16 protein-coding genes and 2 pseudogenes are annotated in these 19,823 nt (G+C 37.9%); 1 reads left to right on the top strand and 17 read right to left on the bottom strand.

Annotated features, from left to right (window positions below):
* Positions 1-42 precede the first annotated feature (42 nt).
* The 13 genes and pseudogenes from O1A01_RS08565 to O1A01_RS08510 form a co-directional block, all read right to left on the bottom strand.
* On the bottom strand, positions 43-1,932 hold the full coding sequence (locus tag O1A01_RS08565) for an FtsX-like permease family protein (RefSeq protein WP_066410735.1): 1,890 nt from the start codon (positions 1,930-1,932) through the stop codon (positions 43-45).
* Complete coding sequence (locus tag O1A01_RS08560) at positions 1,907-2,671, bottom strand: ABC transporter ATP-binding protein (protein WP_270066042.1); 765 nt, start codon at positions 2,669-2,671, stop codon at positions 1,907-1,909. The genes O1A01_RS08565 and O1A01_RS08560 overlap by 26 nt, the downstream gene beginning before the upstream one ends.
* 84 nt (positions 2,672-2,755) lie before the next feature.
* Positions 2,756-3,757 (bottom strand): sensor histidine kinase, encoded by a 1,002-nt coding sequence (locus O1A01_RS08555; RefSeq protein WP_066410738.1) that lies wholly within the window; start codon positions 3,755-3,757, stop codon positions 2,756-2,758.
* On the bottom strand, positions 3,754-4,458 hold the full coding sequence (locus O1A01_RS08550; RefSeq protein ID WP_066410740.1) for a response regulator transcription factor: 705 nt from the start codon (positions 4,456-4,458) through the stop codon (positions 3,754-3,756). Before O1A01_RS08550 ends, O1A01_RS08555 begins: the two co-directional genes overlap by 4 nt.
* Before the next feature lie 151 nt (positions 4,459-4,609).
* Positions 4,610-7,195, bottom strand: a complete 2,586-nt coding sequence (locus O1A01_RS08545) for an ABC transporter permease (protein WP_270066041.1) — start codon at positions 7,193-7,195, stop codon at positions 4,610-4,612.
* Entirely contained in the window at positions 7,192-7,875 is a 684-nt protein-coding gene (locus tag O1A01_RS08540) for an ABC transporter ATP-binding protein (protein WP_066410746.1), read from the bottom strand. Before O1A01_RS08540 ends, O1A01_RS08545 begins: the two co-directional genes overlap by 4 nt.
* A gap of 99 nt (positions 7,876-7,974) precedes the next feature.
* Positions 7,975-8,244, bottom strand: a pseudogene (locus tag O1A01_RS25440) (sensor histidine kinase); the annotation flags it as partial.
* A gap of 258 nt (positions 8,245-8,502) precedes the next feature.
* Positions 8,503-8,577 (bottom strand): annotated as a pseudogene (locus O1A01_RS25435) (hypothetical protein); the annotation flags it as partial.
* A gap of 403 nt (positions 8,578-8,980) precedes the next feature.
* Positions 8,981-9,670 (bottom strand): response regulator transcription factor, encoded by a 690-nt coding sequence (locus tag O1A01_RS08530; RefSeq protein WP_066410750.1) that lies wholly within the window; start codon positions 9,668-9,670, stop codon positions 8,981-8,983.
* A 362-nt stretch (positions 9,671-10,032) separates the two neighbouring features.
* Complete coding sequence (fabF, locus tag O1A01_RS08525) at positions 10,033-11,268, bottom strand: beta-ketoacyl-ACP synthase II (protein WP_270066040.1); 1,236 nt, start codon at positions 11,266-11,268, stop codon at positions 10,033-10,035.
* Between the two features lie 229 nt (positions 11,269-11,497).
* A complete protein-coding gene (gene ilvA / locus O1A01_RS08520; RefSeq protein ID WP_066410756.1) occupies positions 11,498-12,766 on the bottom strand; it encodes a threonine ammonia-lyase IlvA in 1,269 nt (422 codons plus the stop codon).
* 197 nt (positions 12,767-12,963) lie between these two features.
* Entirely contained in the window at positions 12,964-13,617 is a 654-nt protein-coding gene (locus O1A01_RS08515) for a DUF429 domain-containing protein (protein WP_270066039.1), read from the bottom strand.
* Positions 13,618-13,629: 12 nt separating this feature from the next.
* Complete coding sequence (locus O1A01_RS08510; protein ID WP_066410759.1) at positions 13,630-14,040, bottom strand: Lrp/AsnC family transcriptional regulator; 411 nt, start codon at positions 14,038-14,040, stop codon at positions 13,630-13,632.
* A 133-nt stretch (positions 14,041-14,173) separates the two neighbouring features.
* Between O1A01_RS08510 and O1A01_RS08505 the strand changes: the two genes are divergently transcribed.
* Positions 14,174-14,935: an MBL fold metallo-hydrolase gene (locus O1A01_RS08505; protein WP_066410761.1), complete on the top strand. Its 762-nt coding sequence runs from the start codon at positions 14,174-14,176 to the stop codon at positions 14,933-14,935.
* 251 nt (positions 14,936-15,186) lie between these two features.
* On the opposite strand, the gene O1A01_RS08500 is transcribed toward O1A01_RS08505, so the two are convergent.
* From O1A01_RS08500 to O1A01_RS08485, 4 genes are all read right to left on the bottom strand, one after another.
* Complete coding sequence (locus tag O1A01_RS08500; protein ID WP_066410869.1) at positions 15,187-16,638, bottom strand: aldehyde dehydrogenase family protein; 1,452 nt, start codon at positions 16,636-16,638, stop codon at positions 15,187-15,189.
* 27 nt (positions 16,639-16,665) lie between these two features.
* Complete coding sequence (locus tag O1A01_RS08495) at positions 16,666-17,406, bottom strand: SDR family NAD(P)-dependent oxidoreductase (protein ID WP_270066038.1); 741 nt, start codon at positions 17,404-17,406, stop codon at positions 16,666-16,668.
* An 82-nt stretch (positions 17,407-17,488) separates the two neighbouring features.
* Positions 17,489-18,568, bottom strand: coding sequence for a tartrate dehydrogenase (locus tag O1A01_RS08490; RefSeq protein ID WP_270066037.1), 1,080 nt, complete (start codon positions 18,566-18,568; stop codon positions 17,489-17,491).
* Positions 18,569-18,579: 11 nt separating this feature from the next.
* Complete coding sequence (locus O1A01_RS08485) at positions 18,580-19,815, bottom strand: M20 family metallopeptidase (protein ID WP_270066036.1); 1,236 nt, start codon at positions 19,813-19,815, stop codon at positions 18,580-18,582.
* Between the last annotated feature and the right edge of the window lie 8 nt (positions 19,816-19,823).

Genomic DNA, 19,823 nt, shown 5'->3' with positions numbered 1-19,823 from the left:
AAAAATGTGTGGACGAGGGACCTGTCCCTCTGTCCACGCGTTTCACCTTAAGGCGTTTTTGATTTGTTTTATATAGAAGTATCTAACTATTAGGAAGTAGGCTATTTGAATGATGGCGAAGCTACCTAGTACTAGGGAGGCTTCTACTGTTAAATTGTAATTAAAAAGGTTAGATAGCGCTGTAAGTGCGACTGCTCCATGTATTAGGGCAACGACAATCGGCGAGAAAAATAATAGCGCAATTTGGCGGTTTACTACTTTTTTCAGCTCTGATTCGGTTAGCCCAATTTTAGAAATAGCACGGAATTTGCGCTTTTCTTCATCAAAATCAGAAAACAGGCGGAAATATAAGAAACTGCCTGCAGAAACGAAAAAGACAATTCCGATAAACAAGCCGATAAATAAAATTGGTCCAAAAGCTTTGTTAATATCAAACAACGTATAATCTACGGAAAAAGCTTTATACTGTAATTCCTCTTCTAACTTTCTTCCTGTTTCAATTAGTTGATCCGTATTTGCATTTTGCGCAACCCAAACTGCACTCCAATCCGTATAAACCGGTGTTCCAAGCTGGTCATAAACGTTATCATGCACGACATAATAACCGTTAATTTCTGTTAACACCGCAGATTCGACTACGCGGCTAGGACTAATTTCTTGTCCATTAATTAGTGAAATATTCGTTCCCAATAACCGCTCACTCGCTTTTGGCCCATCCATTACAATGGCATCGCTCTGTTCAACAACAAACGCCTCATTTTCCTTTGGATGAAGCTTCTCCCGATTGATTAATGCGGCAAAACGATTATAGTCAGAAGCTTTCGCCACCAACACTTCCATTTCTCCCACTTGGAATTTTTGTAAAAGAAGAGTTTCCATTTTTGTTTCTATCTTTTCTTCTTTAATAATACGGTTCATGACCTCAATATCACGTTCGACCTCTTCATTATTTGCTCCTCCGAACGGACTATAGGAGAACGTGTATGGATTAACATCTTTTATTCCTTTCGTTAAATAAGATTGAAAGCCATATAATGTTCCAATTGCACTAAAAGCTACGGTAGAAATAATCGCCACCATAAAAAATGTTCTAGCATTATCCTTCATTCGAAAGGAAAGGTCTGAGAATAATAGCATATTTGTTTTTCGCCAAAATACAGATTTATTTCGTTTTAATAAACGTATAACAAACACACTTAATTGTGTGAAAAATAGATACGTTCCAAGCGTAACGACAATAATAACAGGAACCATTGCAAACATAACTGCTATACCTTCAACGTAAAGTGCTGTACTGTACCCTCCAATAAGTAGTAGTGCTGCCAAAATAGACAGAAGAATAGAAGCTTTCGGTTCTCCCTTGGATTGTTTATCTCCTTTTAGAAGGTCTACCAATTTTTTCGTACGTAATATAAACGAAACAAAAATGGATATAAAGAAGAATAAAATGAAAAAGCTAATAAATGTCACTACTATCGCGAGTGTTGGGATATAAAAGTGAAGGGATTCTTCAATAATTAAAACATTCTCGGCAATTAGTAGAATCGCCTTCGCAAATAGCAAACCCATCCCAATTCCACCGATAGTTGCTGCAAAACCTATTAATATGTTTTCTAAAAATACCATTAATCGAATTTGCTTGTCAGATGCTCCAAGCATGATTAACAAACCAAACTCTTTTTTCCTCGATTGCAAAAAAGAACTCATCGAGTAAAGAATAAAAAAGAATGAAAATACATAAATAATTCCACCAGCAACCGTCATTCCAAATAGTGCATTTTCATTTATAGCTCCTTCTGAAAATGTAGGGTGAAACGAAAAGATGGCAAACGTGAAAAAGACCATTACTGTAAACATACTACTTAGGAAATACGCAATATACAGTCGCTTATTGCGTAACACATTATTAAACGCGAATTGACGAAAGGTCATTTCCATCCCCTCCCATCAGTGAAAGCATGTCAATTATTTTTTGGAAAAATGCTTGTCTATTATCTCCACGGTAAATTTCGGAATGAAGTTTTCCGTCTCGAATAAATACTACTCGGTCCGAATAGCTAGCTGCTAGTGGGTCGTGCGTTACCATTAAAAGACTAGTTTTTTCTTTTTCATTAATAGATACGAGCATTTTCATTACATCTTTGGATGCTTTCGAATCAAGGTTTCCTGTCGGTTCATCGGCTAGTAGCAGCTTAGGCTTATGAATCATCGCTCTTGCAATCGCAACACGTTGTGCCTGACCACCTGATATTTCGTACGTGCGCTTATTCATAAGTGAAGAAATCCCAAGTGTATCTGCAATCTCTGCTGCCTTGGCCTTCATCTCTTTTACTTTTGTACCCTCTAAAGTTAATGGTAGAACAATATTTTCCTCCACTGTTAACGTGTGTAACAGATTAAAATCTTGAAAGATAAACCCTAGTTCATTTCGTCGAAACTTTGCAAGTGCGTTTTTCTTCAGTTTATGAGGATTTTCACCTTCAATTTCAACAGATCCACTAGTTGGTTCATCATTCGTCGAAATGATGTTTAATAGTGTTGTTTTTCCACTGCCCGAAGGACCCATAATCGCAACGAACTCACCTTTTTCTATTTCTAAATTAATATCTGTAAGGGCACGGTAAGCTACTTTCCCGTCATATACTTTACTTACATTTGTTACTTTAAGCATAATCTTATCTCCTCTCCAAACGTTTCTAGGAAAAGTATAGCCGAATACCTTACATGTTAACTATCGATTATGCTTTCACTTTTCTTACATCGATGTAATGTTTTGTGTTTCAGAAAAGATAATTCGAACGGTAGTTCCAACGTTAGGCTCTGATTCCAATTCGATACGATGATCTAGCTTCCGAGCGACTTCTTTAACTAAATAAAGCCCCATTCCTGTCGACTCTCGATATTTACGTCCGTTTTCTCCTGTATAAAATTTTTGAAATACTCGTTTTTGGTCTACAACCGGAATTCCTATCCCAAAATCTTTAACTTCTAAGACTGCTTCTCCTGACCTTTCATAAACAGAAAGGATGATATTATTTGATTTTCCTGCAGAATATTTCACGGCATTATGTATCAATTGTGTTAATAAGAAGAAAAGCCATTTTTCATCCGTCTCAACGTTAATAGCTTGTTTTTCTTCTTGTAATTTAGGGAACACTTCGTTACGAATGTATAACCGTTTGTTCTCCTGATTCACTTCATGTATTAGCTTCGTAAGCGTAACAGGTTTAATGAGAAAATCTTCTTGGATTGTACGAAGACGAGCCATGTATAAAACTGTATTTAGTCCGTTTCTCATTCGTTCTGTTTCTTCCCGTATGTTTGAGGACTCTGGCTCATCTAAGCCCTGTGCGGTTAGTTCCACAACAGAAAGTGGGGTTTTCATTTGATGAACCCAACGGTCCATGAATAACAAATGCTCGTCCTGTCTATCTTCCGCTTTTTGAAGTTCGTCTTTATATAAACGATATTGCGAAATGAGTAAGGAGTCGAGTGCTTCAGAAATTGGTGTCCGCTCTGTCGTTTCAAACGACTCGTCTAATGTATTTAAAGGAGTTTCTAGCCTCTTGTAAAAATTCTTTCTACTTAAGTACCGGTATAGTAGAAAGAAGGTTAATAGGACGAGCGAAAGAAAAACAGCATACAGGATGACGCCTGTACCTCTGTAGCCATCTAACCAAAATAGAGTTGCTATCACTACGCATTGACTAAAGTAAATGAGAATAAATAACATATGTTCACGAAAAAAAAGCCTCATTCGTCTTCCTCTTTCCAAGTAATGCGAAGACGATAGCCCGCTCCTCTAACCGTTTCTACTGCATTTTCTATTCCAACTTCCTGTAACTTTTTACGAACTCTCGTAATGTTCACATTAAGTGTGTTCTCATCGACATATGCTTGATCATCCCAAAGTTTCTCTAACAAGTCTTGACGCCCTGCAACTCTTGGATAACGATCTAGTAAGTTCTCGAGTATGTCCGTTTCTTTTTTCGTAAGTTGTGTCATGTTACTATTGAAATGAAGTTCCAGTCGTTCTGGGTATAAAGTTAGCCCATCTTGAATGAGCATTCTTTCTTCAAATTTAGTAGCATACTCTCCATATGCACGACGGAGTTGACTCCGAATTTTCGCCATCACAATGTCCGGGTGAAATGGTTTTGTTATAAAATCATCCCCTCCATTTTCTAACGCCATTACTTGATCCATCTCCCCAGTTCGAGCAGAAATAAATATAACAGGACAAATCGACTCTTTTCGGACTTGCCTACACCAATAATATCCGTCATAGCTTGGGAGATTAATATCTAATAATAGGAGCTTTGGTTGAACACTACGAAAGGTATCCATTATTTTTTCAAAATCAGTGGCAATCGTTACCTCATAGCCGTATTTCTCAATATATGACTTTAAATAATCTGCAATTTTTATATCGTCTTCTACAATTAAAATCTTCTCCATCTTTGTACTCCTCATCTTCTTTATATAGTGCCAGTTTAATGGAAGATTCTTCTTTGAGCAAATGTGATGGGGTTATGTTACTTTTAAAACACACCTTACATAGACAACATGAAAAAACGCCCACCTATTAAATCAGGAGGGCGCCATCTTGTTATATATTCTCTTGCTTTAATCCTTCTATTATATTTTGCTTCTTCACTTTTTTAATAGAATACAACATGGAAGAACCAACGATTACAAATATCGCAATGATAACGAAAATGATTTCCAGCCAAGGCAGGCTAAATCCATATTCAAATGTGTTATTAAAAGATAAATACATAAGGATCATCACGACAATACTTATTGGTAATCCATAAAGTAAGGCTTTCAGTCCATAAAAAATACTTTCATAGTTCATCATTCTATTAAAGCCACTAGGTGTCATTCCGACCGATTTAAGCATTGCAAACTCACGCTTTCTAAGCGAAATGCTAGTTGAAATCGTATTAAAAATATTCGCGACAGAAATGGCCGATATTAAGACGATAAATCCATATGTGAATACAGACATTAATAAAATCACTTGTTCACTTTGTTGTCTATTTTTAAATATGTTATAGACGTAAAGGTTAGGAGACTTCACTTCTTCAATAGCTTCTTGAGTGGCCATTGGATTAGAACTACTTAAATATAAATATTTATAAGACTCACCTTCGAAACCATCGCTCAATAACTGTCCTAATGTACTAGCCGATACAATAATATTTAACCCTCCTGGATGTGCTGTGTGTACACCCATCGGAATTTTGTCAGTTAGAGCAGCAATAGTAACAGAGTTTACATAGCTTCGTTCACCAGTTTCGTAGTTAAGGTTAAATAGGTCAATACTTTCTCCTCGTGTTGTATGGATCGTCTTTGTTTCAATTACTTTATTAAGGTCATAATCTTTGTATGACACTTGGTCAATGACAATCGCTGGTAAAACTCCATCTTCATGAATGCTATCTATATTAACCCCAACCTCTTTCGCATACGCTTCATAACTTTCTTCATCTAATCCGATTACTTCCACATAGTATGGGTATTTTCCATCTTCAAGAACACTCGGGTCTTCTTTCACAACTTGCTTTAATTCTTCGGCTATTTGGTTTTCCTCTATCCACGCATGTAGTTGAACTTCTTCAAGAAGAGTTGACTCCGTTACAAAATCTACATTCATTAGTGGTCGCAAATCCTCTTCCACAGTAGTATTACTTCCAGAAATTTGAATATCAAAATTAATATTGTCTTGGGAAAGCTCTACTGATTTTTGTAAGTTGGATGTGAAAAAAGCTACAGTTAGAAACAAGACAATACTGATGACTAGTGAAAATACGGTAGCTTGATATCGTCTTTTGTTTCTTTTCAAGTTTTTCAACCCGATTTCCGCTTCGATACCAAAGAGCTTACGAACAAGTTTAGAAGTTTTTACTTTTTTACCTGTAAGCTTCACATCTTCCGTTTGACGGATTGCATCAATGGCTGATACTTTCGATGCCTTTCTTGCTGGTATATAAGTAGATAAGAAGATTGTCAAAGCAGAAACGAAGCAAGCAACAAATATCGTCATCGGAGTTACAACTACAGATAAACTTTCGGTAGTATTTAGCGCTTCATTTATGAAAGTGTTTATAAAATAGAAAGTAACGCCTATTCCAGCAATACCTGAGACAATTCCGATTGGGATACTAATTCCCCCAATTATGATACCTTCAAAGAACACGGAATTTCTTTTTTGTTTCTTCGTCGCTCCCACACTAGCAAGCATCCCTAAATGTCTCGCACGTTCTGATACACTTATCGCAAAAGCATTATATATTAAGGATATCGACCCGATAATAATAATCCCCATAATAATTCCACATAGTGAATATAATGTGACATGTAACGTATCTACATTCGTAACTCCGTAGTAGCGAAGCAATTCATTGTTAAAACTTTTAGAAGGGATGTCGAGCTTTTCGGCTAACTTTTCGGCATTTTTATAAATAGAACGGTTCACCTTGTTCACAACAACAATCGCATTTACCGTTTCGTTTTCTGTTAAGTTTTTTTCATCAATATAATTAATAATTGTATAACCCGGCGACCACGTCGGCTCCCATGTCGGCCGCTCTATTATTCCAACTACCGTATAGGTTTGAGCTATTTCGGTACGAATTTCTTCAATAACTCCAGTTTCTCCCCTTTGTAATGAATCGGTTTGGGTTAAAGGCTCTACAGTCGCTTCCGTCCAACGATTACCTACATCAAACGTTAATTCATCACCTATTTGATAATCTACCTTCGCATTTCTTTTAATTTCATGAGAAATAACAATTTCGTTTTCAGACTTTGGTAGTCTACCTTCTTTTAATTCGATTGGGAAATTTTTAAAACCTTGTTCATTATATTGCTTAATAAAAACATAAGGTTTATTTTCATTTTGGGACTCATTTAAAGCTGCATATCCTAAGTCTCTTGATAGTATGAGTTCTTTTGTATGTTCATCCTTTTTTATCGCTTCAATTTGTTCTGTATGAACTTCTTTATACACAACGTGCCAATGGCCTTCATCCGCGATAGATTGTCGCTTTAATAAATCTAAAAAAGAAACCCCTAAAGTTGCAACGGCAGTGATCATCGCAACAGAAATAATAACCCCAATGATCGTTACTAGCGTTCTTCGTTTATTTTCTTTTAAATGTCTTACGGTTAATTTATTGACGATGTTCATGGACGAATCACCTCGTCTTTAGCGATTCTGCCGTCTTCAATCGAGATTACGCGGTCTGCTTGTAAGGCGATTCTTTCATCATGTGTAATAATGATTAGTGTTTGATTAAATGTTTTATTGAACATTTTTAGTAGCTCGATTATTTCTTTACTATTTTTGCTATCTAAGTTACCTGTAGGTTCATCCGCAAGCATAATTGCAGGATTGCTTATAACCGCTCTTCCTATCGACACACGCTGTTGCTGTCCACCAGAAAGCTGATTAGGTAAATGGCTTAAGCGACCTTCTAACCCTAGTATTTTCGCAATTTCTTTAAATTGTTTTTGGTCTACTTTTTGCTCATCTAGCAGAAGTGGTAATGTCATATTTTCTTCTACTGATAGAACAGGAATTAAATTATAAAACTGATAAATTAACCCGATTTGTCTTCTTCTAAAAATCGCTAGTTGTGTTTCGTCCATTTGATAGATATCTGTATTATCAACAAGTACTTTTCCGCTTGTCGGTCGGTCTACTCCACCTAATAGATGTAGCAATGTAGATTTCCCAGAACCTGATGGGCCGATAATCGCCACAAATTCTCCCTTTTTGACCGAGAATGATACATTATCTAACGCCGTTACTGCTGCATCTCCTTTTCCGTACACTTTAGACAGATTTTCAATTTGTAAAATATTCATATATAAACCCTCCACTGTTTTGATGATTTTAGTTTATCTGTCTAAAATGACTATAAAGTGACTTTTTTCGTGACAATTTAGTCACTTAACGTTTTGTGCTCAAATAACTCTTTTGTAAAACTTAATTTGAAACTCAGTTCCGGCTCCCCATTCACTTTTCACTTCAATATCTCCCTGTTGACTCGTAATAATGCTGTTAGCCATTGCTAGGCCGATTCCAACGCTATCTTCTCCCGCGTGTTTTCCTTTAAAGAACCGTTTAAATATGTAAGGTAGGTCTTCTTTCGGTATTCCGGTGCCGCTATCTTTTATCGTAATCTCTGTAAAAAGTGCATTTTCTTTATAAGAAATAGTAATAGTCCCTTGTTCTGGTGTATGCTCGACACAGTTCTTTAAAATGTTAATGAGTGCTTCTGTTGTCCAATTTAAATCACCGGTATAGGTTACAGAATCGTCTCCATCAATGTTTAATGATAACTGCTTAATGTCCATTGGAATGAGAACTGGTTGTAACGCTTTTTGAACTAGTTGAGATACTTGAACTTTTTCTTTTTTAAAGTTTACCGTTCCCGCATCTATTTTGGACAGCTTTAATAGTGAGGATACTAACCATTCAATCCGCTCTAATTGCTTTTCAATATTATTGGTAAACTCGATTCGCTTTTCTTCTTGGAGATTTGGGTTTTGAAGTAAATCTGTCATGACCATCATCGACGTTAATGGTGTTTTTAACTGATGAGAAATGTCTGAGATGGCGTCTGTTAGCTTCATTTGGTCTCTCCGTAAAGATTCACTTTGCTCCGATAACATTAGCGTCACTTTGTAGATATCATTTTTTAAAATGCTCAACTCTCCTTCATAGTTGTCGCGGACATCTAGCGTAAAATCTCCATTACTAATCCTTCTTAAATAACTAGAAAGCTCGGCGATTTCCTTGTAACGCCAATTTGTGAAAAATAGAAAACATACGATTAAGCACATTGCCGTAGCAAATACGAACGCGCTAGCTACAAGACCTTCAAAAATGGAAGTAATAATGGTCCCAACAACAGTTACTGCTGCTATAAGTAAAATAAAACGCTGAATTTCTGGATTCCGAAACACCTTAACCACCAACCTTATAGCCGAGACCACGTACTGTTTTAATAATCGTTGGGCTTTGTGGGTTATCTTCTAACTTCTCTCTTAAACGTTTAATGTAAACGGTCAAAGTATTGTCATTCACAAAATCCCCAGCTACATCCCAAATACGCTCTAACAACTGATTTCTTGTCAAAACTTGTCCAATATGATTGGCAAAAATGAGAAGCAACCGATACTCTAGTGCTGTTAACAACACTTCTTGCCCTTGTTTATATACTTTTCCTTCTTGTGTATTAATAGAAATGTTCTCTATATTAATCGTCGTTGCTGGCGGAGTATTGGCTTGTTTGTTATACCTTCGTAGTACCGATTTAATACGAGATAACAATTCCCGAATACGAAACGGTTTTGTTATGTAATCATCTGCTCCCATATCCAGTCCCATTACGACATTTACTTCATTGTCTAACGCTGTTAAGAAAATAACTGGCTTATCCTGTTGTTTTTTTACCGCTTCACACAATTCATATCCAGTTCCATCCGGTAATGATAGGTCAAATAAACATAAGTCGATATGATCTAACTGTGTTGCGATAACGTCGCTAGCTGATTCCACATCATGGCAAATGATTGTTTGATAGTCTGCATCCTGTAAGGAATATTCCAAACCAGAAGCAATTGTTTTATCATCTTCTACAATAAGTATTTTCATTTTCAACATCCTAACTCGGTTACTTGAGAAACTATCATTAGTTTACAGAAAAAAGGAGAGCAACAAAAGGGTAAGCTGTATGATATTGGCGATAATTTGTTAAAGAATGTCCTTTTATCGTAAAGGTAACACGTACCTAACAATACTCTTCGGCAAACAAAGGAAACCACGTCTTATCCTTTTTCCACTCCAAGAAATAAAAAGCCATTCAACTCCCACCTAAATGTATTAGGAAGGAGATGAAAGGCTGTATTTTAATTAGTACACGGGTTAGCCCGTGAGAAAGATATGGGAAAAATGAATCGGAAAGGAAGCTGCTCCTCTTACCAAGTGAACAAAGGACATCCCCCTCCGTTCGTGCTTTATATTTTTTTGAAGATTAATGTAGCATTATGTCCACCAAAGCCTAAGGAGTTGGACATTACTACTTGTAGATTCTTTTGACGGGCTACATTTGGTACATAATCCAAATCTAATTTTTCGTCAGGCGTTTCGTAATTAATAGTTGGTGGCATCACTCCATCTCTCATCGCTAATATGGAGATGACCGCTTCTAAGGCTCCAGCGCCACCTAATAAGTGGCCAGTCATTGATTTAGTTGAACTTACAGACAGATTGTAAGCATGCTCTTTAAATACAGTTTTAATTGCATTTGTTTCATATAGATCATTGTATGGTGTGGAAGTTCCATGTGCATTTATGTAATCAATCTGTTGATGAGATATTCCAGCTTCTTCAATTGCTTCGCGCATCCCCCGCGCTGCACCTTCTGCATCTGGAGCTGGTGTTGTAATATGGTAAGCGTCTCCTGTAGCACCATATCCGATAATTTCCGCATAAATTTTCGCACCACGTGAGCGTGCATGTTCAAGCTCTTCTAATATGAGGATTCCACTTCCTTCTCCAAGAACAAAGCCATCACGATTTTTATCAAAAGGACGGCTCGCCTTCTTAGGGTCTGGATTTTTTGACAAGGCTGTCATGTTAGAAAATCCAGCGATCGTCATTTCTGTTATAGCTGCTTCTGTTCCTCCAGCAACAATCACGTCTGCTACCCCGAGCTGAACTGAACGAAACGCATCACCAATTGAATTTGCTCCAGAAGCGCAAGCAGTTACAGAGCAATTATTTATTCCTTTTGCACCGAGTTCAATCGATACTCGACCTGCCGCCATATCTGGAATGAGCATCGGAATAGTAAACGGACTCACCCTCCGCTGACCTTTATTGAGGAATTTTTGGAACTCTTCTTCAAATGTTCCAATACCACCAATTCCAGAGCCGATCCATACTCCTACTCTCTCTGCGACTGCGTTTTCACCAACTTTTAATCCCGCATCTTCCATTGCCATTTTACTAGCAGCAACAGCAAATTGACTAAACCGTCCCATCCGTTTCGCTTCTTTTTTATCCATATAGTTGGCCGGTTCAAAGTCCTTTACCTCTCCTACAATGGAAACATCCACTCTATTTTTATCAATGGTAGTTGACTCTGCGATTCCAGAAACACCATTTTTAATATTCTCCCACGTAATCAATGCATCATTTCCTACTGGAGTAACCGCACCGACACCTGTAATGACTACTCTCTTTTTCACAAATATCTCTCCTAATCACTAACTATTAAACTAATACTTACCTATAATAGTTTATTTTAACAAATGAGTATCATTCCTTCTAATTTATTGACTTAAAAAACTAAATATTTCGTAAAATTATTATTTCGCTTGATTTAAATGGACGAAACGGGACTCGGAGTACAAAAAACCTTCCCATGAAATAAAATAAATTGGGAAGGTGTAATGTGGAAGAAGAACTCTGTCCACTTTAAATCAATAGATTAAAAAGGTCGGGGTCTTTGTTGACTTCCATGAAGGAAAAGCCTTTTTTCTTCATACGGTCGATTAATCCTTGATAGTTTTCTCTCTTTTGAATCTCGATACCTACTAATGCTGGTCCGTTTTCTTTGTTATTCTTTTTTGTATACTCGAATCTTGTAATATCATCTGTTGGATCTAAAACTTCTATTAGAAACTCTCTTAATGCACCGGCTCTTTGTGGGAAGTTTACGATAAAGTAATAGAGTAGTCCCTCATAGAGCATGGAGCGTTCTTTAATCTCCTGCATTCTTCCGATATCATTGTTGCCCCCACTAATGACAAGGACAACATTTTTCCCTTTAATTTCATCCTTGTAAAAATCTAATGCTGCTACAGTTAAAGCGCCTGCTGGTTCTACAACAATGGCATGTTCATTATACAACTCTAGAATACTCGTACATACTTTACCTTCTGGAACGACAATGATGTCTTCAAGCTCACGACAAATTTCAAAAGTTTTACTGCCTGGAGTTTTTACTGCACACCCGTCTACAAAGTTATCAATATCATGGAGGGTTATGACCTTGTTTTCTTTTAAGGATTCCTTCATACTTGCAGCCCCAGCCGGCTCAACACCAATCATTTTTGTATCAGGTGAAACACTTTTAATATAGGTGCTTAGACCAGACATTAAGCCGCCCCCACCAATTCCAGCAAAAACATAATCTACTTTCTGATCACAGTCATTCATAATTTCTATCGCTACCGTACCTTGACCAGCAATGACTTTTTCATCATCAAATGGATCGATGAACGAGCGATTTTCTTCTTCTGCACAACGATTCGCTTCTTGATAAGAATCGTCAAAAGTATCACCAGTTAAAATAATTTCTACGTACTCTTTACCGAATAGTTTTACTTGGTTAATTTTTTGCTTTGGTGTTGTAGTCGGCATAAAGATTTTTCCATGAACTTTTAGTTTATGACATGCAAAGGCAACCCCTTGTGCATGGTTACCTGCACTCGCACAAACGACACCATTCTCAAGCTCCTTCTGGCTTAAAGATGCCACTTTATAGTACGCCCCTCTTAACTTAAAAGAACGAATATGCTGCAAGTCTTCCCTTTTCAGAAAAATATTACATCCAAATTTCTCAGATAGTCGTTCATTTTTTTGTAACGGTGTATGGCTAACAACATCTTTAATCTGTTGATAAGCAATCATTACATCTTCGAGTTGTACAGTTTTCTTATTGATTACGGTTTTTTCACTCATTTATGTTTACCACTCCAGCTTTGTCAGTTTAACTTTTTAAAGTATCTAAAAAGTTACTCATAATACAAAATTTAAAATATTCCTTCTATTCTAACCTAGTTTCTAAAACTATGGCAATGAATTTATTTAAAAAATCTCTAAAAAAACACTCTTCTTAACGAATGAGTGTTTTTACCGTTTGGTATAAGGAATTACCACTAACAGCAATAATCATAAGGATGTAACGGCAGTTTAGCTGGGGATTTCCATTTCCATGTGCCTACCTTCCAATGCCAGGCACCTAAGGCGGCAGCACAAGCATCAATCGAATGACTTTGTTCAGCAACAGTTGCTGGTATTCCGATAAGCTGTTGTTCTTCAAGCCAATTTAATAATACCCTTCTCACTTCTAAGTTTTGCTTATACGTTAGGACATAACGCAATTCGTTTGGAGACATTCTGGAACCGATAATGGCACCAGGATGCACTTCCACCATTGATATAGGGTGTTTCGATTTCTGTGTTGCAATTTCTCTACTAAGTTTGATTCCTCTTAATGTTAAATATACCATCCGGTTTAAAGTAGGAGGCATAACAGATCCTGGCCTCATCCCGATTTCAACAGTAAACTTTCGCAACTCACGATCTGATTCTCTATCCCCTCCACCGTCTTCATATGACAAGGGAGCGTCGATACCAATTACGACTTCATCTAATTGAGATTGTACTACAACCTCTTTTAAGATTTCTTCATCACTCATATCGCTTCTACACTTAACAAATTTCAATTGCCCTTTTTGTAATTCAAATACTGTAAGCACTGTATCCTTATGGTTACTAGGACCTGATAAATCAATTCCTATGACTCTCATAATATCACCACACTATTTATTTATTACTATTGCTAATTTGTAGTTTGCGTGTTGGTTGAGTTCTTCTAAAAAATGATTCATTTCTTCGTTTGATCGGAATTTACATTCGAGAATATAGCAACCGTCCCCGCTTATTTTATAATTATTTAAAACATATTCTTTTTTTGTATTAACGAATGATAGATAAGATTGATGAAAGATACTTTCTGTAATGATTGTAATAAAAGCATGTATAACAAATCCTAGTTTGGCTACGTTCACTTTTACGGTATATCCTTCAATCACCCCACTATCCTCTAACTTCTCCACTCTCGCGGAAGTGGCGGGACCAGTCAGATGAACTTTTTCCCCTAATTCTTTCATTGTTATTCGACTGTTTTTAGATAGTTCGTCCAAAATCCGCATGTCCGTGTTATCTAACATTTATTTTTAACTCCTTTCATTAATAAAGTAAAATCGCTAAAAGACTTTATTTAATCTATATATCGTTGATAAGGTCATAGTTTAGAATAGACATTGTTAAAACAATTTTTTAAATGAAATGGAGCTAATCGCTATGAATATACAACAAATTCGTAATGCAACAATCGTTGTAAACTATGCTGGGAAAAAGTTTTTAATTGATCCAATGTTAGCGAAAAAAGGAGCATATCCACCTTTCCCAAACGCACCTAGACAAGATCAAAATAATCCGTTAGTGGAATTGCCAACTACTATTGACACAATTATTGAAGGTATTGATGTTGTCATCGTTACTCATCTTCATTATGATCATTGGGATGAAGCTGCAATAAAAGCTTTACCAAAGGATATCAAATTATTTACTCAAAATGAAGAAGATGCAATTGAAATTCGAAATGCTGGATTTCGAAATGTAGAAGTTTTACAAGAAGATACTGTATTTGATGGAATTCAATTAATTAAAACGAAAGGCGAGCATGGAAGAGGTGAAATTTTAAAATTAGCAGGGCTAGTATGCGGTGTAGCCTTCAAACACGCTAATGAAAAAACGTTATATGTAGCCGGCGATACGGTTTGGTATGATGCAGTTCAAGAAGTTATCGATACACATAAACCTGAAATTATCGTAGTTAATGCTGGAGATAACCAATTCTTTGAAGGTGGTTCTCTAGTTATGGGTAAAGATGATGTTTATGAAGTATACAAGGCTGCTCCTAACGCAAAAATTATTACTGTCCATATGGAAGCTGTAAACCATTGGGGATTATCTAGAGAAGAATTAAAAAATTTCTTGACGAATAAAGGTATTGCGTCTAGTGTGTTAGTACCTGATGATGGAGAATCGTACGAGCTTTAAGTTATTAATATAAATAAAAGCGGACTCGTTTTCTTGAGGAAAAGCTAAAATACTAAAGATAAAAAGACCTTGGGGGTCTTTTTATCTTTTTGTAAGTACATATTATTTAAGAGATTATTTGCGAATACTTCCTTATTACCTCCCTAACTTTTTTAGCGATTTGAGTCCCCACTGCCTTGTCTAACAAAGTTCTAGACAGATAGAATTACTACATTTGGAAAAAAATGTGTGGATGAGGGACTATGTCCACATTAACCGTCGTATCTGAGTGCGACGTTTTTTAGTTGGGTGTAGTTTCTTAATGCTTCTAGGCCTTTTTCTCGGCCGAAGCCGCTTTTTTTGTATCCGCCGAATGGCATTTGGATTCCGCCGCCAGCTCCGTAGTTGTTGATAAATACTTGGCCGCTCCGTACTTTGTTCGCGATACGATGCGCTCGTTTTACATCGTTCGTCCAAATACCAGTAACTAAGCCAAACTCTGTATTGTTGGCAAGTTGTAGTGCTTCTGCCTCGGTCTCAAAACTAAATACAGACAGGACTGGGCCAAAAATTTCTTCTTGAGCTAGTTTACAGGCTGGATCCACGTGGTCTAATACGGTTGGAGCAAAATACGAACCGCCCTCGCCACCTTCTACATCCACTCCTCTTCCCCCTGTAAGTACTTTAATCCCTTCAGCTTCTGCAGCAAAGATAAATGACTCAATTCGTTCAAATTGCTTTTTTGATAGAATTGGGCCAATATCCGGATCTGATATACCAGGACCTACCTTCAGCTCTTTCATTCGGTTGACAACTTTCGCTACAAACTCTTCTTTAATCTCTGCTTCTACTAAAAGTCTTGATCCAGCTGAACATGTTTGCCCTGCATTTTGAATAATAGATTTAACGACCCATTCTAACGCTGCATCTTGGTCGCAGTCACTAAACACGATATTCGGTGATTTTCCACCTAATTCAAGTGTAACTGGAACGATGTTTTCCGCCGCTGCCTTCATGACGGCCATGCCGGTCGGTACAGAACCTGTAAATGTTATATGATTAATGTCACGGTGCGAGCATAAAGCAGTTCCAGCGTCATACCCATAGCCAGTAACGATGTTCAATATTCCTTTTGGTAGCTTCGTTTCCGCGAACAACTCAGCTAGCTTTAGGGCAGTTAATGGGGTATCCTCTGCAGGTTTCACAACACAAGCATTTCCTGTTGCAATCGCCGCAGCGACACTTCTTGAAATAATTTGAATCGGATAATTCCACGGAATAATATGGGCGGTTACCCCCACAGGTTCTCTTACCGTATAATCAATAATTCCATATTCGACGGGAATTGTTTCCCCAAGAATTTTATCTGCCATTCCTGCATAGTATTCGAAGTATCGTGCAGCCGCCTCTACGTCTGCATACGCCTGGGACAACGGTTTTCCTACATCGATTGTCTCTAGCTTTGCCAAGTCATCTTTGTTCTCACGGATTTTTGCAGCTATCTCTAGCAAAATATAGCCTCTTTCATGAGGACGGAATGTTTGCTGCCATTCTTCCGATTCAAAAGCCTTTCTCGCTGAGCGAACTGCAGCATCTATATCCTCTGCCTTGCCCATAGGAACTAGGGCAACTTGGTCTCCAGTTGAGGGATTTATGACAGTAATGCTCTCTCCTGAAGCGCTTTCTACCCATTCTCCATTTATATACATTTTTAGATTTTTCATCATTCACCGCTCCCTTTCACGCTTTACTTACAGTCCTCTTCCACCATCTACATGAAGGACGGTTCCTGTTACCATCCGCGCTTCATCGGAGCATAAATAAACTGCTGCATTGGCAATGTCAATTGGCTCGATTAACTTGCCTAAAGGAACACTTTGCTTGAATACGGAGTCCTTCATTTTATCGACATCTGCTCCTTCAGCCGCAAATTGTCCGAGCATTTGTGTATCGCTTGGACCTGGGTGTATTACATTTACTCTTACCTTTTTCGGAGCGAGCTCAATCGCTAAAGCTTGTGAGAAAGAAACGGCAGCCCCTTTTGAAGCGATATAAGAACTCAGTCCAGGACGTGGTCGGACTGCCGAAATGGAAGCAACATTGACGATAACCCCTTCTTGATCTGATAATGCTTTTACAACAGCACGGTTCATTAAAAATACAGCTGTCGTATTGATTGCGATAATTCGGTTCCACTCATCAAGCGTTACGTCCTCAATCGGTGTAGATTTTTGGGCAATGCCGGCAATATGTACTAATCCATCAAGTTTTCCAAAAGCTTGAATAGCTTGCGCGACAACATTTTCTGCATGTTCCTCTTTCGTTAAATCCCCTTCTACTGTTAAAAAACGGTTACTCTTTTCGGATAGGGAAGCAACGGAAAGATCACAGGCAACGACATTCGCACCTTCCTCTAAAAAGCGATCAACTGTAACTTTACCCATTCCGCCTGCAGCACCAGTTATAATATATGTTTTTCCAGAAAGTCTCATTATCTTATCTCCCTTTCTATCTTTCTGTTTAGAAACGAGGAAGGCCAAATTGCACGCCTTCCTCTTTCGTAAATATCTATTATTATGCTAATGTTCTTTCTGTATTAGCTAACATTGCTTCTATAATCGCTTGCCCCATTTCTTCTGTTGTCGCCGTTCCTCCTAAATCTGCTGTTAATACTTTCCCTTGATTCACGACAGATTCAATACCGATCATTATTTTTTCTGCAAGATCCTTCCGACCAAGATGCTCCAGCATCAGCGCAGTTGACCAAATTTGAGCAATTGGGTTGGCTTTTCCCGTCCCTGCTATATCTGGTGCAGAGCCGTGTACAGGTTCAAACATTGATGGATATTCACGGTTGGGGTTTAAGTTAGCAGATGGTGAAATTCCTAAACCTCCAACGAGAGCCGAGCCTAAATCAGATAAAATATCTCCAAAAAGGTTGGAAGCAACGACAACTTCAAAAGATTGTGGTCGCTGAACAAAATAAGCAGCTAGTGCGTCAATATAATTTTCTTCAAGCGTAATTTCAGGATAATTACTAGCCACCAACTGGACAGCCTCATCCCATAGCTTCATAGAATGGATAACTGCATTCGATTTCGTTCCGCTTGTCACCTTTTTTTTGCCGTTTTTCTTTGCATATTCAAAGGCAAACTGAGCAGCGAGTGATGTGCCAAGTTTAGTAATAACCGTATTTTGTATCGCTAGTTCCTGTTCCATCCCTTGATAAAGTCGTCCTCCACTATTGGAATATTCTCCTTCTGCGTTTTCACGGACTATGACAAAATCAATTTCCACATCATCGTATCTCGTTTTCATCCCATCTAGCTTTTTTACTGGTCGTAAATTAATATATTGCTGGAATTGTTTACGAATTGGCATAATCAATTCCCAAATCGTAATCTCATCAGGTACACGTTCGTCACCGATTGCTCCAAAAAGAATAGCATCATAGTTTTTCAGGATTTCCATCCCGTTTTCTGGCATCATTGTACCGTGTTTTAAATAATAATCAGAATTCCAATCGAACATATCTGCTTGAAATTGAAAGGTTGAATCTTGCTCTTTTAGACCTTCCAATACTTTTAAGGCTTCCTTCATTACTTCAGGACCGATTCCATCTCCTGGAATGACTGCAATTTTATATTGTGACATCTCTTGATCCCTCACTCGTCTTTTCCTCTATTTAAAAACAGTAAAGCTGCTGTTCGGTACATTTCTGTTGTTTCTGCCAATTCGTCGATATCTACGTATTCATCAATTTGATGTGGTACTTCCCTGTCACCTGCACCAGTTGTGACAATAGGAACTCCAGCTAAATGGAGGAATGTTCCGTCTGTCGCACCAGGAACTCCGTTATAAACAGGGGGCTTTCCAGTAACTTCTTCATATGCTTTTGCAATTGCTTGCACGACTGGTTCGTTTATATCCGTTTCTGTCCAAGGTCGGTCCTCAATCACTTCAAACTCCGCTCTAAAGCTTTCATCATCTTTAGAAAGCCTGTCAAAAATATGTTGAATTTCTTTTCTTATCTCCTCATGATTTTGCCCAGGAACCGTTCTTACATCTAGTGTTGTCAAACACTGATCTGGAACGACATTGATTTGAGCTTCCCCACGAACTGGTGCTTGGAGAATGGTCGGTGTAATACTCGGCCAGCCTAATTGTGGATGGCAACCAAGTCTTTCCTTTTCTCGCTGCTCGTAGTCATCTAATGCACAAATAATTTTAGCCATCCTCGTATTCGGATTGATCCCGCTAAGTGGCATTGCTCCGTGAGCCATTTTTCCATACACACGGATTACGATACGCATTGCCCCTTTTTGACTTACACATATTTGATTTTCTTCCGGTTCACAAATAATAGCGCCGTCTACATTATCAGCCCAACCTTGCTTAATAAAATGCTTTATACCGATCATCATTCCTTCTTCATCGCACGGAATACAAAGAATTATTTTTCCTGACCACTCTTCTTTATCCCTTAAAATTGAATGAGTTGCGGTGATCATGCAGGCAAGATTTCCTTTCGTATCATTCGTACCGCGACCGTACATCCTTCCGTTTTCGATAACCGCTCCAAACGGGTCGTATGTCCAAGCTTCTCGATCTCCCTCTGTTACTACATCCGTATGCCCTTCAAATAGCAATGTTGGGCCTGGTTTTCCAGAATCAACGATACCAATTACATTCGGCCGGCCTGGCTCGACTTCTTCTACATGAACTTCGATACCTAAATCTCTTAAATATTGAGCAACATAATTCGCTACTTTTTCTTCGTTTCCTCCTTCCACACCTGGACGATATACACTAGGAATTTGGACAAGTTTTTGCGTTAATTCAATAACTTCCTCTCGATCTCTCACACTTCTATTTTCACGGGATTGTTTGATAGACGGCATAGTATACC

Origin of the sequence: Sutcliffiella sp. NC1 (assembly GCF_027594365.1) — a bacterium.
In the GTDB taxonomy this organism is placed as follows: domain Bacteria; phylum Bacillota; class Bacilli; order Bacillales; family Bacillaceae_I; genus Sutcliffiella; species Sutcliffiella cohnii.
Note: the sequence above shows the minus strand (reverse complement) of the source record. Positions and strands in the feature narration are given on the sequence as shown.